General features: G+C 40.9%; 13 protein-coding genes and 3 pseudogenes. All 16 read left to right on the top strand.

The window, feature by feature from the left end; translation table 11 throughout:
* The first annotated feature begins 227 nt into the window (after positions 1-227).
* Entirely contained in the window at positions 228-1,316 is a 1,089-nt protein-coding gene (aroC, locus tag HWQ40_RS14970; RefSeq protein ID WP_292779002.1) for a chorismate synthase, read from the top strand.
* Between the two features lie 159 nt (positions 1,317-1,475).
* On the top strand, positions 1,476-1,916 hold the full coding sequence (locus tag HWQ40_RS14965) for a DUF29 domain-containing protein (RefSeq protein ID WP_292779000.1): 441 nt from the start codon (positions 1,476-1,478) through the stop codon (positions 1,914-1,916).
* Between the two features lie 675 nt (positions 1,917-2,591).
* The gene (locus HWQ40_RS14960; protein ID WP_292778998.1) at positions 2,592-2,846 is read left to right on the top strand and encodes a SemiSWEET transporter; all 255 of its coding nucleotides are present in this window, start codon (positions 2,592-2,594) and stop codon (positions 2,844-2,846) included.
* 21 nt (positions 2,847-2,867) lie between these two features.
* Entirely contained in the window at positions 2,868-4,523 is a 1,656-nt protein-coding gene (locus HWQ40_RS14955; protein WP_292778995.1) for a radical SAM protein, read from the top strand.
* A 101-nt stretch (positions 4,524-4,624) separates the two neighbouring features.
* A complete protein-coding gene (locus tag HWQ40_RS14950; protein ID WP_012411100.1) occupies positions 4,625-4,813 on the top strand; it encodes a CPXCG motif-containing cysteine-rich protein in 189 nt (62 codons plus the stop codon).
* Between the two features lie 19 nt (positions 4,814-4,832).
* Complete coding sequence (locus HWQ40_RS14945; protein WP_292778993.1) at positions 4,833-5,276, top strand: SRPBCC family protein; 444 nt, start codon at positions 4,833-4,835, stop codon at positions 5,274-5,276.
* A 649-nt stretch (positions 5,277-5,925) separates the two neighbouring features.
* A complete protein-coding gene (crtW, locus tag HWQ40_RS14940; RefSeq protein ID WP_292778990.1) occupies positions 5,926-6,687 on the top strand; it encodes a beta-carotene ketolase CrtW in 762 nt (253 codons plus the stop codon).
* Between the two features lie 468 nt (positions 6,688-7,155).
* Positions 7,156-8,136, top strand: a complete 981-nt coding sequence (cofG, locus tag HWQ40_RS14935) for a 7,8-didemethyl-8-hydroxy-5-deazariboflavin synthase subunit CofG (RefSeq protein ID WP_292778987.1) — start codon at positions 7,156-7,158, stop codon at positions 8,134-8,136.
* A gap of 106 nt (positions 8,137-8,242) precedes the next feature.
* Positions 8,243-8,524: a hypothetical protein gene (locus tag HWQ40_RS14930; protein WP_292778984.1), complete on the top strand. Its 282-nt coding sequence runs from the start codon at positions 8,243-8,245 to the stop codon at positions 8,522-8,524.
* Positions 8,517-9,209, top strand: a pseudogene (locus tag HWQ40_RS14925) (ATP-binding protein); the annotation flags it as partial. The gene HWQ40_RS14930 and the pseudogene HWQ40_RS14925, both read left to right, overlap by 8 nt.
* Positions 9,209-10,735, top strand: a complete 1,527-nt coding sequence (locus tag HWQ40_RS14920; protein ID WP_292779011.1) for a tetratricopeptide repeat protein — start codon at positions 9,209-9,211, stop codon at positions 10,733-10,735. The pseudogene HWQ40_RS14925 and the gene HWQ40_RS14920, both read left to right, overlap by 1 nt.
* A gap of 126 nt (positions 10,736-10,861) precedes the next feature.
* Positions 10,862-11,083 (top strand): hypothetical protein, encoded by a 222-nt coding sequence (locus HWQ40_RS14915; protein ID WP_292778981.1) that lies wholly within the window; start codon positions 10,862-10,864, stop codon positions 11,081-11,083.
* Positions 11,061-11,390, top strand: a complete 330-nt coding sequence (locus HWQ40_RS14910) for a type II toxin-antitoxin system PemK/MazF family toxin (RefSeq protein ID WP_292778978.1) — start codon at positions 11,061-11,063, stop codon at positions 11,388-11,390. Before HWQ40_RS14915 ends, HWQ40_RS14910 begins: the two co-directional genes overlap by 23 nt.
* A 232-nt stretch (positions 11,391-11,622) precedes the next feature.
* Positions 11,623-13,368: a GTPase HflX gene (gene hflX, locus HWQ40_RS14905; protein WP_292779009.1), complete on the top strand. Its 1,746-nt coding sequence runs from the start codon at positions 11,623-11,625 to the stop codon at positions 13,366-13,368.
* A 415-nt stretch (positions 13,369-13,783) separates the two neighbouring features.
* A pseudogene (locus HWQ40_RS14900) lies at positions 13,784-13,942 on the top strand (proline hydroxylase); the annotation flags it as partial.
* 27 nt (positions 13,943-13,969) lie between these two features.
* Positions 13,970-14,110: pseudogene (locus tag HWQ40_RS14895) on the top strand (PEP-CTERM sorting domain-containing protein); the annotation flags it as partial.
* Between the last annotated feature and the right edge of the window lie 335 nt (positions 14,111-14,445).

The following is a 14,445-nucleotide window of genomic DNA, read 5'->3' as shown; positions in this document are numbered from 1 at the left end:
GCTGCTGGTGATTCTGCTCCTGTAGCTCTTACCGCTCCTGCTATCAACGGTTAATTCTGAAGTTTAGCTAAATAAGAGAGCGCCCTCTGGTAATGGAGGGCGCTTTCTTATTTGTATAGATAAAAGATAGGCTATACGTCAAACATTCCGAGTGGCAAAGCATATAAATTAACTTTTGCACAAACTCTAGGTAAAATACATAAGCCTCATCCTTTTTCTTTAAGATCATGGGCAACACTTTTGGTCATCTATTTCGTATAACTACTTTTGGTGAATCTCACGGCGGCGGTGTGGGGGTTGTGATTGATGGTTGTCCTCCACAACTAGAAATTTCGGCAGAAGAAATTCAATTAGAATTAGATAGAAGGCGTCCGGGACAAAGTAAAATTACGACCCCTCGCAAAGAAGCGGATACCTGCGAGATTTTATCAGGTGTATTTGAAGGCAAAACCTTGGGAACGCCTATAGGGATTTTGGTACGGAACAAAGACACTCGGTCACAAGACTACGACGAAATGGCCGAGAAGTATCGCCCTTCTCATGCGGATGCAACTTATGATGCAAAATATGGCATTCGTAATTGGCAAGGCGGGGGTAGATCGTCAGCGCGTGAGACAATTGGCAGAGTAGCAGCAGGTGCGATCGCTAAAAAAATTCTCCGTCAAGTTGCCAATATTGAAGTTATCGGTTATGTCAAGCGCATCAAGGATTTGGAAGGTGTAGTCGATCCAAATACTGTCACCTTAGAACAAGTGGAAAGCAACATCGTCCGCTGTCCCGATGCCGAATGTAGCGATCGCATGATTGAATTAATTGAGCAAGTTGGTAGACAAGGTGATTCTATCGGCGGTGTCGTAGAATGTGTGGCGCGTAATGTCCCGAAAGGTTTGGGCGAACCAGTATTTGATAAATTGGAAGCTGATATCGCTAAGGGTGTAATGTCTCTCCCTGCTAGCAAAGGCTTTGAAATCGGTTCTGGTTTTGGCGGGACATTGTTAAGCGGAATTGAGCATAATGACGAATATTATATTGATGAAAATGGTGAAATTCGCACTGTAACTAACCGTTCTGGTGGTATTCAGGGGGGAATTTCCAACGGGGAAAATATCATTTTACGAGTTGCATTTAAGCCGACGGCGACAATTAGAAAAGAGCAAAAGACAGTAACTCGTGAAGGTGAAGAAACCCTATTAGCAGCAAAAGGACGACACGATCCTTGTGTGTTACCGCGTGCAGTTCCAATGGTTGAGGCGATGGTGGCGCTGGTGTTATGTGACCATTTATTACGCCATCATGGACAGTGTAAGGTCTTGTAATTAATAGAGCGATTGCTTTTAAAAGATAGTCTCACATTCCTGACTTATTAAATAAGTCGGGAATATTTTTGTTACTAGCTGTAGCGATCGCACAACGATCGCCGAACGGTGTAAGATGTTTAGTACAGCGTTGCATTAAGCAGAGAAGGGCGATCGTTGATGAGTAAGGCAACGAGCTACGACCAAGATTTTCTGTTGTGGACACAACAACAAGCCGAGTACTTGAAGAAAGGATATTGGGCTGAGTTGGACATTGAACACTTGGTAGAGGAACTAGAGGCTTTGGGTCGCAGTGAACACAAAGAACTAGGTAGCTATTTGCAGGTGCTGTTAATGCACTTACTCAAATGCCAGTATCAGCCTGAGCGAAGAACCAAAAGCTGGGATAATACACTGTCAAACTGCCGAGATCAAATTCAAGATTGTTTGGAAGATACTCCTAGTTTGCAGCGTTTTCTTCAAGACCCAGTATGGATACAAAAATATTATCGACGCACTTGTCGTGATGCAGCTAAAGAAAGTCAAAAATCTGTTGAAACTTTTCCTACTGAATGTCCATTTATAATTGATCAGATTCTTGATCCAAGCTTCTTAGCTTAAAATACATTTGAAAATTTGATTTTTCAGGCATCCTATTACAAATTTTTATGCTGTCCTAGTTGACGGCACCAATCTCTGAAAGAAATAAACACTCTTTGGAAATCAATCATCTTCAGATGGTAAAATTCCATGATGAGCGACAATATTTCGCAAATCCTCTAGTTGTGTAAATCTATTCTCAATAAAATTAATGTCTCCAATGTAAGGTAGGAATAATTCTTTATTATTTTTAATTAATCTCGCCAAATCACCCCAATCAATGCAATAAAGAGGTGAACTACCTGCTCTTGGGGAAACTTACTTGTTTTTTATTTCTTTATTTTTAACTCTTTCTACTTTCTCTAACATTTCTGAGTTTGCAACTTGTTCCCACCAATTATCTCCAAGTTCCTTTGAAAATATTTTTTCAATAAAGCAACGAACCGAATTTTCGTAACAGTGGAGAATTACATATAAACTAGACATTCTATCGGCACTTAATACATTCTCATGATTAAGATAGGGTGTATTAAATATTTCAGTAGTTTCTAGTTTATTAAGAATTCCTATAAGCGTAGCTTTTGCGATTTAGATGGCTACCCTTTTGGTGATTTGTTCATTTAAACAAGTAATTTTTAAAACTCAGTTAGAATTGCTATATATTATGGCATTGCAACTTAATATAAATAATTAAACATGGATTTTATAACAATTTTAGGATTAGCTGCCGCCACAATAACCACAATCTCTTTTTTGCCACAAATGTTTAAGACTTGGCAAACAAAATCAGCCAAAGATGTTTCTTTGGTTACGCTGATTACATTCATAAGTGGTGTTTTTTTGTGGCTAATCTATGGAATTTATTTACAATCCTTGCCAATTATTCTTGCTAACGCCGTAACATTGATTTTTAACTTAATTATTCTATGGCTTAAAATTAAATATAGATAAACTTGCTTCTAACAAACACCTGTGACATCATCTGTATTTGACTCTGAACGCCTTCTCTTTACACCCATCACCCCAGACACCAACGCTATCCCCATAATCTTCGCCTTTCCCAACGAGTACAGCGTGGGTATCACTAGCCTCGGCTATCAGGTAGTGTGGGCAACCTTGACAATGCGTGATGATGTGCAGGTGAGTCGCCTGTTTACCGATACTCACGAACAACTCCCTAGAACACCGGAAATTGTGGGATTTTCTATTTCGTGGGAACTGGATTATGTGAATATTCTAAATTTGCTGAAATCTTTAGAAATTCCTATTCGAGGAACCTCTCGTGATGATTCTCATCCGATAATTTTTGGTGGTGGCCCCGTTCTCACTGCTAACCCCGAACCTTTTGCAGATTTTTTTGATGTCATTTTGCTTGGGGATGGCGAAACCCTGTTAGGGAATTTTATTGAGGCTTACAAAGAAGTAAGAAATGCCTCAAGACAAACTCAACTGAAAAGACTTGCACAAATACCAGGAATTTATGTACCAAGTTTGTATGAGGTGGAATATCACACAAAAGATGGTGAAATAAAGTCTATTAAACCAATTTCTCCCGAAATTCCCGCAGTAGTGCAAAAGCAAACTTACAGAGGAAATACACTATCAGCATCGACTGTAGTCACCGAAAAAGCGGCATGGGAAAATATTTACATGGTGGAAGTGGTGAGAAGTTGTCCAGAAATGTGCCGCTTTTGTTTGGCGAGTTATCTCACACTACCTTTTAGAACAGCCAGTCTGGAAGATTCATTAATTCCAGCCATTGAAAGAGGTTTAGAAGTCACAAATCGGCTAGGATTATTAGGGGCTTCAGTAACTCAACATCCAGAATTTGAGGCGTTGCTAGATTATATTAGTCAGCCAAAGTATGATGATGTCCGTCTCAGTATTGCCTCAGTCCGAACTAATACTGTAACAGTCCAGTTAGCAGAAACTTTGACGAAACGAGACACGCGATCGCTTACTATTGCAGTAGAAAGTGGTTCCGAGAAAATTCGGCAAATCGTCAACAAAAAGCTGCATAACGATGAAATTATTCAAGCAGCCATAAATGCCAAAGCTGGCGGATTAAAAAGCTTGAAACTCTACGGAATGGCAGGAATTCCTGGTGAAGAAGCAGAAGATTTAGAGCAAACCGTGGCGATGATGCGTAATATCAAAAAAGCTGCACCAAGATTGCGTTTAACATACGGATGTAGCACCTTTGTACCCAAAGCACACACACCGTTTCAATGGTTTGGGGTAAATCGCCAAGCAGAAAAGCGGTTGCAGTTTTTGCAAAAACAGCTAAAACCGCAGGGGATAGAATTTCGCCCAGAAAGCTATAATTGGTCGATTATACAGGCTTTGTTATCGAGAGGCGATCGCAGACTCTCCCAACTTCTTGAACTTACTCGTGACTTTGGCGATTCCTTGGGTAGCTACAAACGTGCTTTCAAGCAACTCAAAGGACAAATCCCCGACTTAGATTTCTACGTCCACGCCGAATGGTCAACAGAACAAGTATTACCCTGGAGCCACTTGCAAGGGCCTCTGCCACAGTCTACACTACTAAAGCATTTGGCAGATGCTAAAAGTTATATCAATCCATCCCCCAAAGGACTACAGCCAGTACTGGGGACTAGGAACTAAGGAGTAGGGGAGTCGGGACAGATGAAGGAGTAAGGGAAAAATAAATAACCAATGCCCAATGCCCAATGCCCCATACCATTGAATTCATAGCTGAAAACTTGATGCAAAACACAGCTGAATATTACTGCGCCTATTGCGGCGAACCGAACTTAACTTTTATTGATTTGAGTGCTGGAGGACAGCAATCTTACGTTGAAGATTGTCAGGTTTGTTGTAACCCAAATATTTTGTATGTGCGGGTTGATGAAGATACCCTAGATATCGAGATTGATACCGAATCTGAAAGCTGAATTTTAGGTTTTTCTTTTCATGCTGCACTTTAAACATTCCTCAGTAATTAATGCCTCACCAGAAGTAGTTTGGAAATTTCACGAAAGGCCAGATATTTTGCAACTCTTGAATCCACCTTGGCAGCCAGTCCAAGTGGTTCGTCGTGAAGGAGGGCTAAACGTGGGTGCTATTACCGAATTTCGCTTGTTTCTCGGCCCATTACCCTTAACTTGGTTAGCGCGTCATACTGAATGTGAAAAATATCGTCTGTTTACTGACGAACAGATATCTGGTCCCTTTGAATCTTGGGTACATCGACATGAATTTGAACCGGAAAATGGCAAAACCAGATTAACTGACGCTATTTCCTTCTCTATGCCTGGTGGAGGAGCAGTTGAATTTGTCAGTGGTTGGCTAGTGCAAGCGCAATTAGAAGCAATGTTTCGCTACCGCCACTATGTGACTAAACGAGAATGCGAGTAATTATGAGCATTCTCTTGTAGTAAGTGGCTCCAGATTTTTAGCTTACTAGGAGCCATGTTTATTATTTTATCTTTATTAGTTTGGATAAGAAAAACCAATAAATTTTCTAATTTACATTAGATTTTTTTGACAATATAAATACTATTTCGCTAATTTCAAAGTGTTTCCTGAAAAGCTTGAAAATCTCATCCTTAGAGTTGAGGTTTAATCCTCAGTCTGAACTTTGGAGCGATCATTGCCAAGTGATCGCTTTCTAGCCTACATTAGTTTGGGATCTCAACAGCTACAGCATCATACACGAATTACTCCACTTCATTCCCTACTCTTGCAGCTAATTATGTTACCGCCTTTTTCCCAGACTTCGGCTGTTTAAAAAGCCCCATATTAAAAACACTAGTTTTTATAATTACTAAAGCTATCAGTACTATAACTTATATAATCCAACCGCTATACCAAAAACAGTTGTTGGTATGGCGGTTATATGTGTAATAATAGTTCAAGTATCTTAATAGTTCTAAACATCTTCCAGTGTTGGCACTATCCAATGCAAAACACTCACCACTAATAAAGTTTTCTGGCTGGTGGTTAGTGCTTTTTGTGGTGACTATATTTTAGGAATTTTCACCTGAATACTAGGCGGAGTAAAAGCGTGATTCAATTAGAACAACCACCCAGTTATCAAACAAAACTGACTCCAGTTGTGAAAAGTAAATCTCAGTTTCAAGGAATTTTCATTGCTATTGTCATTGTTAGTGCATGGGTCATTAGCTTAAGTTTATTACTTGCCGTTGACATCTCAAAATTACAATTTTGGATACTATTGCCTAGCATAGCTTGGCAAACATTTTTATATACGGGATTATTTATTACATCTCATGATGCTATGCATGGGGTAGTGTTTCCCCAAAACAGTAAAATTAATCATCTTGTTGGGACATTAACTCTATCTCTTTATGGTCTTTTACCATATAAAAAATTATTGAAAAAGCATTGGTTACACCACCAAAATCCAGCAACTCAAATAGACCCAGATTTTCATAATGGTAAACACAAAAACTTCTTTGCTTGGTATTTCCATTTTATGAAAGGTTACTGGAGTTGGGGACAAATTATTGCTCTAACTCTTATATATCAATTTGCTAATTGCATCCTTCATATACCCCATGCTAATCTAATAAGTTTTTGGGTATTTCCTTCGCTTTTAAGTTCATTCCAATTATTTTATTTTGGTACTTTCCTTCCACATAGCGAACCAATCGCAGGGTATATTCAGCCTCATTGTGCCCAAACGATTAGCCGTCCAATTTGGTGGTCATTTATCACGTGCTATCATTTCGGCTACCACGAGGAACATCACGAGTATCCCCATGTTTCTTGGTGGCAGTTACCAGAAATTTACAAAGCAAAATAGTTCTTGTTTATCTAATAAATAAGTGGGCGTGAATAATTAAAGGTTTGTAGTCAGCGTCTCCAGCCATTAGAGGATGTTTCAAAAGTCATAATTGATGTATCAAATATTTTTTACCCCACCCTAACCCTCCCCTTATAAAGGGGAGGAGACTAAATTTTCCAGTTTTCCCCCTTTACAAGGGGGGATTAAGGGGGGTAAAAATTCTATTCAAATCACAGCTAACTACTTTTCAAACAACCTCTTAACTCGACTTTATCCAAAATTAAGAACTCGGTTTTATTGATACCGCAAAAACCCTAGTCTTTTGGCAAATACTTTTTCGACATCACAGATTATAGATAAAGTTAAAAAGTAAAACTACCATCCTACAAAGGTTTCAGCTTAAGCATTCAGGTTGCGACAAAAATGGATAAAGTCGAGCTTAAAATAAGTCTGGGGCTGCTTACTAAGATCAAATTTATTCTGCTTATGCCAATTAATAATTCTCGTCTTGTAACTTATAGCCCTGCTTATACAATCGTTCCCACTTACGAGTGCTTTAATCGGTGTAGTTACTGCAACTTTCGCAGCGAACCGGGTAAAAGTCCCTGGATGAGTCTTTCAGATGCAGACAGTATTTTAAAACCACTTCAAAGCGAAAAAGTCTGTGAAATTCTCATACTTAGCGGTGAAGTACATCCTCATTCCCCAAAGCGTCAAGCGTGGTTTGAGCGGATTTATGATTTGTGTGAATTAGCGCTTTCAATGGGGTTTTTACCTCATACAAACGCGGGGCCACTGAGTTTTGAAGAAATGCAAAAGCTCAAGCGTGTGAATGTTTCGATGGGGCTGATGTTGGAACAGTTAACGCCAACATTGTTAAATAGTGTACATCGGCACGCACCGAGTAAATTACCAGAAGTTCGTTTACAACAATTGCAATGGGCGGGAGAGTTGCAGATTCCTTTTACAACTGGGTTACTGTTGGGAATTGGGGAAACAGTTGATGATTGGTGGGAAACATTAACAGCTATATCTCAACTGCATCAACGTTATCACCACATTCAAGAAGTTATCTTGCAACCTCATAGTCCAGGATATCAGCAAACCTTTGATGCACCACCTTTTAACCCTCATCAGTTACCAGAAGTAATTGCTAAAGCACGTCAGATTTTACCGCCAGATATTACTATTCAAATTCCGCCGAATTTAGTTAAAGATGACCGATGGTTACTCGCTTGTATCGAAGCTGGTGCGCGAGATTTGGGTGGAATAGGGCCAAAAGATGAGGTAAATCCCGATTATCCTCATATACAGGAACAGGCATTAAGAGAAATTTTACAGCCTGCGGGGTGGGAATTGGTAGCCCGTTTGCCAGTTTATCCGCAGTTTGATAGCTGGTTGTTGGGAGAATTACAAACAACAGTGAAACGCTGGCGCAAGACTTTAACCCCAGTTTATCTCTTGTAAGAATAGGAAAGTAGAGATTTATCCCATCTCGTAGTAGTTTTTTGCTAACGAGTATTTGAGGTGGGTTTATCCACCTTTGAACTCCGTTAACGAGTATTTGAACTGGATGAATCCACCTCTGAACTCCGTTGACGAGTATTTGAACTGGATGAATTCACCTCTGAACTCCGTTGACGAGTATTTGAACTGGATGAATCCACCTCTGAACTCCGTTGACGAGTGTTTGAACTGGATGAATCCACCTCTGAACTCCGTTGACGAGTATTTGAACTGGATGAATCCACCTCTGAACTTCGTTGACGAGTCTTTGAATTGGATTCATCTACCTCAATTCTGTATGATCTCGATTATTATGAGCATCATTGCTATATTTTTTACCTATGGTTAATAGTACTGACTTACTCGCAAACCTCTACAACGCATTTAACCCCTTTGAACCCTTATCCGCAGGCGATCCAAAATATGTAGATTGTCAGGATGTGCGGGGAGATGCCAATATTTTGCAAGAGTTGGGAAATCGGATGCAATTGGCAAATACAAATACTTGCCAATTGTATTCTGGTCATCGAGGTGCGGGGAAGTCTACAGAATTACTCAGGTTAAAGAACTATTTAGAAAATCGGAAATTTTATGTTGTCTATTTTGCGGCTGATGAAGAGGATATCGATTCTGAAGATGCCCAATATACAGATATTCTCCTCGCCTGTACCCGCCGTTTGCTCAAAGATTTAAAAGAAATTGCTAGTCCTCGGCCGATACTCGACTGGTTAAAAAGCCGTTGGGAAGATTTAAAAGATTTGGCGCAGACTCCCATAGAGTTTGAGAGTCTGGGAGTAGAAGCCAAACTTGCTCAATTTGCCAAGTTGACCGCGAATTTAAGGGCTGTTCCTGAATTACGCCACAAGATTCGCCAAAAAATTGATCCTTACACCGTCACTTTAATTCAGGTGTTAAATGAATTTCTGGTGGATGCAAAAAAGAACTTACCTACGGGTAAAACTCAACTGGCGGTAATTGTCGATAATTTAGACCGGATGGTGTTAGTCAAAGAAGGAGAACGCACCAACTATAAATTAAACCTGATTTCCACCTAGCTTGGTACGATCAGGGCAATGTGCTAGGCAATTTAGGACGCTTTAAAGAAGCGATCGCATCCTACGACCAAGCATTAAAAATTAAACCTGATTTCCACCTAGCTTGGAACAATCGGGGCTATACGCTAGGCAATTTAGGACGCTTTGAAGAAGCGATCACATCCTACGACCAAGCACTGAAAATTAAACCTGATTTCCACCTAGCTTGGAACAATCGGGGCTATACGCTAGGCAATTTAGGACGCTTTGAAGAAGCGATCGCATCCTACGACCAAGCACTGAAAATTAAACCTGATTTCCACCTAGCTTGGAACAATCGGGGCTATACGCTAGGCAATTTAGGACGCTTTGAAGAAGCGATCACATCCTACGACCAAGCACTGAAAATTAAACTAGATTATCACGAAGCTTGGAACAATCGGGGCTATGCACTACTCAATTTAGAACGCAATGAAGAAGCCATCGCATCCTGTGACCAAGCACTAAAATTTCAAGCAGATTACCACGAAGCTTGGTACAATCGGGGCGTTGCGCTAAATAATTTAGGACGAAATGAAGAAGCAATCACATCCTGCGACCAAGCACTGAAAATCAAACCTGATTATCACCTAGCTTGGTACATTCGGGGCTGTGCGCTAATGAATTTAGAACGCAATGAAGAAGCGATCGCATCCTACGACCAAGCACTAAAATTTAAACAAGATTATCACGAAGCTTGGAACAATCGGGGCTATGCACTGGATGAATTGGGACGCAATGAAGAAGCGATCGCATCCTACGACCAAGCACTGAAATTTAAACTAGATTATCACGAAGCTTGGAACAATCGGGGCTATACGCTAGGCAATTTAGGACGCTTTGAAGAAGCGATCGCATCCTACGATCAAGCACTGAAATTTAAACTAGATTATCACGAAGCTTGGTGCAACCGAGGCATTGCACTAGTAGGTTATTTAGGACGCAATGAAGAGGCAATATTATCCTTTGATCAAGCACTGAAATTTAAACCTGATGACCACCTAATTTGGAACAACCGAGGCATCGTTGCGCTATTTAATTTAGGACGCAATGAAGAGGCAATATTATCCTTCGACCAAGCACTGAAATTTAAACCTAATGACCACCTAGCTTGGAACAGTCGAGGCATTGCGCTATTTAATTTAGGACGCAATGAAGAAGCGATCACATCCTACAACCAAGCACTGAAATTTAAACTAGATTATCATGAAGCTTGGAATAATCGGGGCATTCTGCTAATGAATTTGGGACGCAATGAAGAAGCGATCACATCCTATGACCAAGCACTGAAAATTAACCCAGATTACCACGAAGCTTGGTACAACAAAGCTTGCTGTTATGCTCTCCAAGGTAATATTGAGCAGGCAATAAAAAACCTACAAAAAGCAATTAATCTAAGTCCTGATAAATGGCGTGAATGGGCAAAAACCGACTCTGATTTTGATGGTATCCGGGAAGATGAACGCTTTCAAGTATTGATTCAATAACCGCTATAAAGACTAAACTGATGTAGCGATGAATTTAGCGATCGCCTTCACACTTCAACTGAAAATTAAATGCGATCGTCCCTAAATAGAATTATACTAATATTATGAAAATCCTAACTAACACTTATGCAAAATGAATTGACTACTCTGACTTATGAAATTGAACTAAAACCAGGGGATAAATTGAATCTCCCAGAATCAATACTGGAAAATATAACTACAGGACGCTGGGTAATCACCATCCAACAAAAAGCGGAAGAACCCAAAAGTACCCGCAACCATGATGCTTTTTTGAACGGCTACGCACCAGAAGACGAAGGACTTTATGACGACTATCCAAGCAGGTGAGTTTTGGGTAGCAGATATTCCATTCACTAGCGGTGGCGGTTCCAAAAAGCGCCCCGTGCTTGTATTGTGGATAGATGGAAATGATGTTGTAGTAGCAGTAGTCACATCTGCAAAACCACGCACACAAACTGATGTACCTCTAAATGATTGGGCTGCAAGTGGCTTGCGTGTTGCTTCAACTGTGCGCCTGTCTCGATTAAATTGCCTAGAACAGTTTTTGTTGCTGGCTAAAATAGGGCAAATTTCTGAATCAGATGCAAAGCATTTAAAAGAAGTATGGGATTTGCATATCAAGCCTCAATTTTAAACAACTTAAATTAAAAGCGATCGCTACAAATTTATCTTTATTCGGAGACAGTGTGAATAGAAACCATTGCTCGACGGGGTACATAGCACTACCACCAAAATCGCTTCAAATAAATACCCACCGTGAACTAATTACTAACGCATCCCTCAAAGGAGAGAGATAGGAGCCGAAACCCTGTTGTAAAATAGATATATAAGGATTCGGGGGACCATTTAACTGGTCATAAACGCCTATAGAAACTATTTTTGGAAATCTCCAAGGTCTGAAGTCCAGCCAGTTGAAGCAACTACAGCGGCTGTATCACCAGCGCATACCAGGCGATCGCATCACCACGCCTGAGTTTTCCCAGCGTCTGGCAGCAATTAGCACAGAAGTCAATCAGCCTGTGTGTGCCTACATCAACCGTCGCGGACAAGTGATTCGCGTCGGGGTAGGCACACCACGTCAAACACAAATACCACCGATGGAATTGCCCCGTTACGGTGCAGAACGACTCAGTGGTATTCGTTGTATCGCCACCCATCTCAAGCCAGAACCGCCCAACGAAGCGGCGCTCACGGCTATGGCACTACAACGCTTAGATGCCCTAGTTGTCCTAAATATTACCGGAACCGGATTTACACGGCGGGGAGGCGGTGCGACTGGGTATGTCAAAGAAGCTTATCTAGCTCATCTGACACCCCAAGAGTCTCGCACCCTGATTACTAGTCCTGCGGCTCTCAAGGTAGGGGAAAGCCAAATCCAAACCCCAAGTTGGAATATATCGCCACCTCTGGACTTGGACGATCTGGCAGACCAGGATTTAGTAGACTTGGTGGAAAATCTGGAAGCGGAATTCCAGCGCGAATTTATCGCCCAGGAAGTAGATGCTGACCATGATCGCGTGCTGATTGTGGGGCTGATGACCAGTGAGATGACTCCCCTACAATTCCAAGATACCCTACTAGAATTGGCACGGTTAGTTGATACTGCTGGGGGAGATGTATTACAGACAATACAACAAAAGCGATCGCGCGTTCATCCCCAGACGGTAGTTGGCGAAGGTAAGGTGCAAGAAATTGCCCTAACTGCCCAAACACTAGGAGTTAATCTCGTCGTCTTCGACCGCGACCTCTCACCCTCCCAAGTCCGCAACTTAGAAATGCAGATTGGTATCCGGGTGGTTGACCGTACCGAAGTGATTTTGGATATCTTTGCCCAACGCGCTCAATCTCGTGCCGGTAAGTTGCAAGTAGAACTAGCACAGTTAGAATACATGCAGCCGCGACTGGCTGGTAGAGGTCGCACCATGTCCCGATTGGGTGGTGGTATTGGGACTCGTGGTCCTGGTGAAACCAAACTGGAAACTGAACGCCGTGCCATTGGGCAGCGGATTTCCCGACTGCAAAAAGAAGTAAACCAGTTGCAGGCCCATCGTTCGCGGTTACGGCAACGAAGACAGCATCGAGAAGTTCCTTCAGTGGCTTTAGTTGGATATACCAACGCTGGTAAGTCTACTTTGTTGAATGCTCTCACTAATGCAGAAGTTTATACAGCCGACCAGTTATTTGCCACTCTCGATCCGACTACCCGCCGCCTGGCGATTCCTTATGGCGAAACAAATGAACATCAGGAAATTCTGATTACAGATACGGTAGGGTTTATACACGAACTGCCTGCATCGTTAATGGATGCTTTCCGCGCCACTTTGGAGGAAGTCACAGAAGCCGATGCTCTACTACATTTAGTGGATTTGTCTCATCCGGCTTGGTTGCGTCATATTCGCTCAGTCAGAGAAATTTTGGCACAAATGCCAATAACTCCTGGCCCGGCGCTAGTTGTTTTTAACAAGATCGATCAAGCCAATAGTGAGACACTAGCTCTAGCTAGAGAAGAATTCCCCCTTGCGGTATTTATTTCTGCGAGTCAGCGCTTGGGATTAGAAACCCTACGTCAGCGCCTTGCCAAGCTGATTGAATATGCCGTTGATTCTCAGTAAATACTGAAATAAATTTTTAACTTCTAGTTGAAAATGCCGTAGTTAATAGTAACTATGGCATTTTTTATTGAAAATAATAGAGATTTCTACTTTACTAAAGCTTTATCGTGTTATATGGAATTTGCTGAATGACAATATTATAAAAGACGTGCTAGAACAATTGATTAATGGTATTTTTCTGTTTATAGCTGAGACATTAATTGAATTTATTCACAAAATAAATTCTAATGACGTATAAAGATTTAAACATTTAACTTGTTCTTAATTAATTTTATACAGCAGAATTCATAATTCAGGAGTAAAACACGCTTTATATCTGGGTAACAGACTTAGCTTGTGTACCTCACAACTTGAAATCTGCTGTAAGTACTGTATTAACCTTTCAGAATGACCTTTAGGAGAACTAACATACGTTTATTACTTTTATCAAGAACCAAAATCATTTTATGGTGGCAAGTTACTGATATACGACAGCAAAATTGAAAATAACGTATATGTAAATGCTGAGACATTCAAAACAGTCAAACCTCGCAACAACAGCATTGTATTCTTCCTCAGCCGTTATATGCACGAAGTAGCACCAGCACCTTCAGCACCGCCTTACTATCACCCCCCTGCACCTCAACCGAAAAAAGTACCTGAACCCAGTACAACCGCAGCGTTAGGATTATTTGCCTTGGGTGTTTTCGGACTCAAGAAGAAAAACGAAAAAATATTTCCCAAAATTAAACCACACTCCTGAGTTTTAGTAGGAGGGAGCTTAAATATGGGTTTAGAAAAGCATAAGTACTTCTAAACCCATTTTTGTTAGAGGTAAGAAACGCTAAACTAGAACTCACCCCAATAATTCCTGCTTTTTAACTAGCGCTTAGTAGCGAAAAAATTTGAGCGATAGAAACAATCTCAATATAATTACTGCTATTGCTAGCATTTAAACTGAAATATTATTAGCTTATTAGGTCGGATGCAAAATAAAAATAATCTACATATTTGGCTAGCTTAACTTTGGAGTCTAAATAAAGCTGCGTAAATAATTAAAAGTTTGTAGAGACGCTACGCGTAGCTTGCCTCCCCAAA

The organism is Nostoc sp. NMS9 (assembly GCF_017114995.1).
Taxonomy (GTDB): domain Bacteria; phylum Cyanobacteriota; class Cyanobacteriia; order Cyanobacteriales; family Nostocaceae; genus Nostoc.
This window is presented reverse-complemented; position numbering and strand designations above follow the sequence as displayed.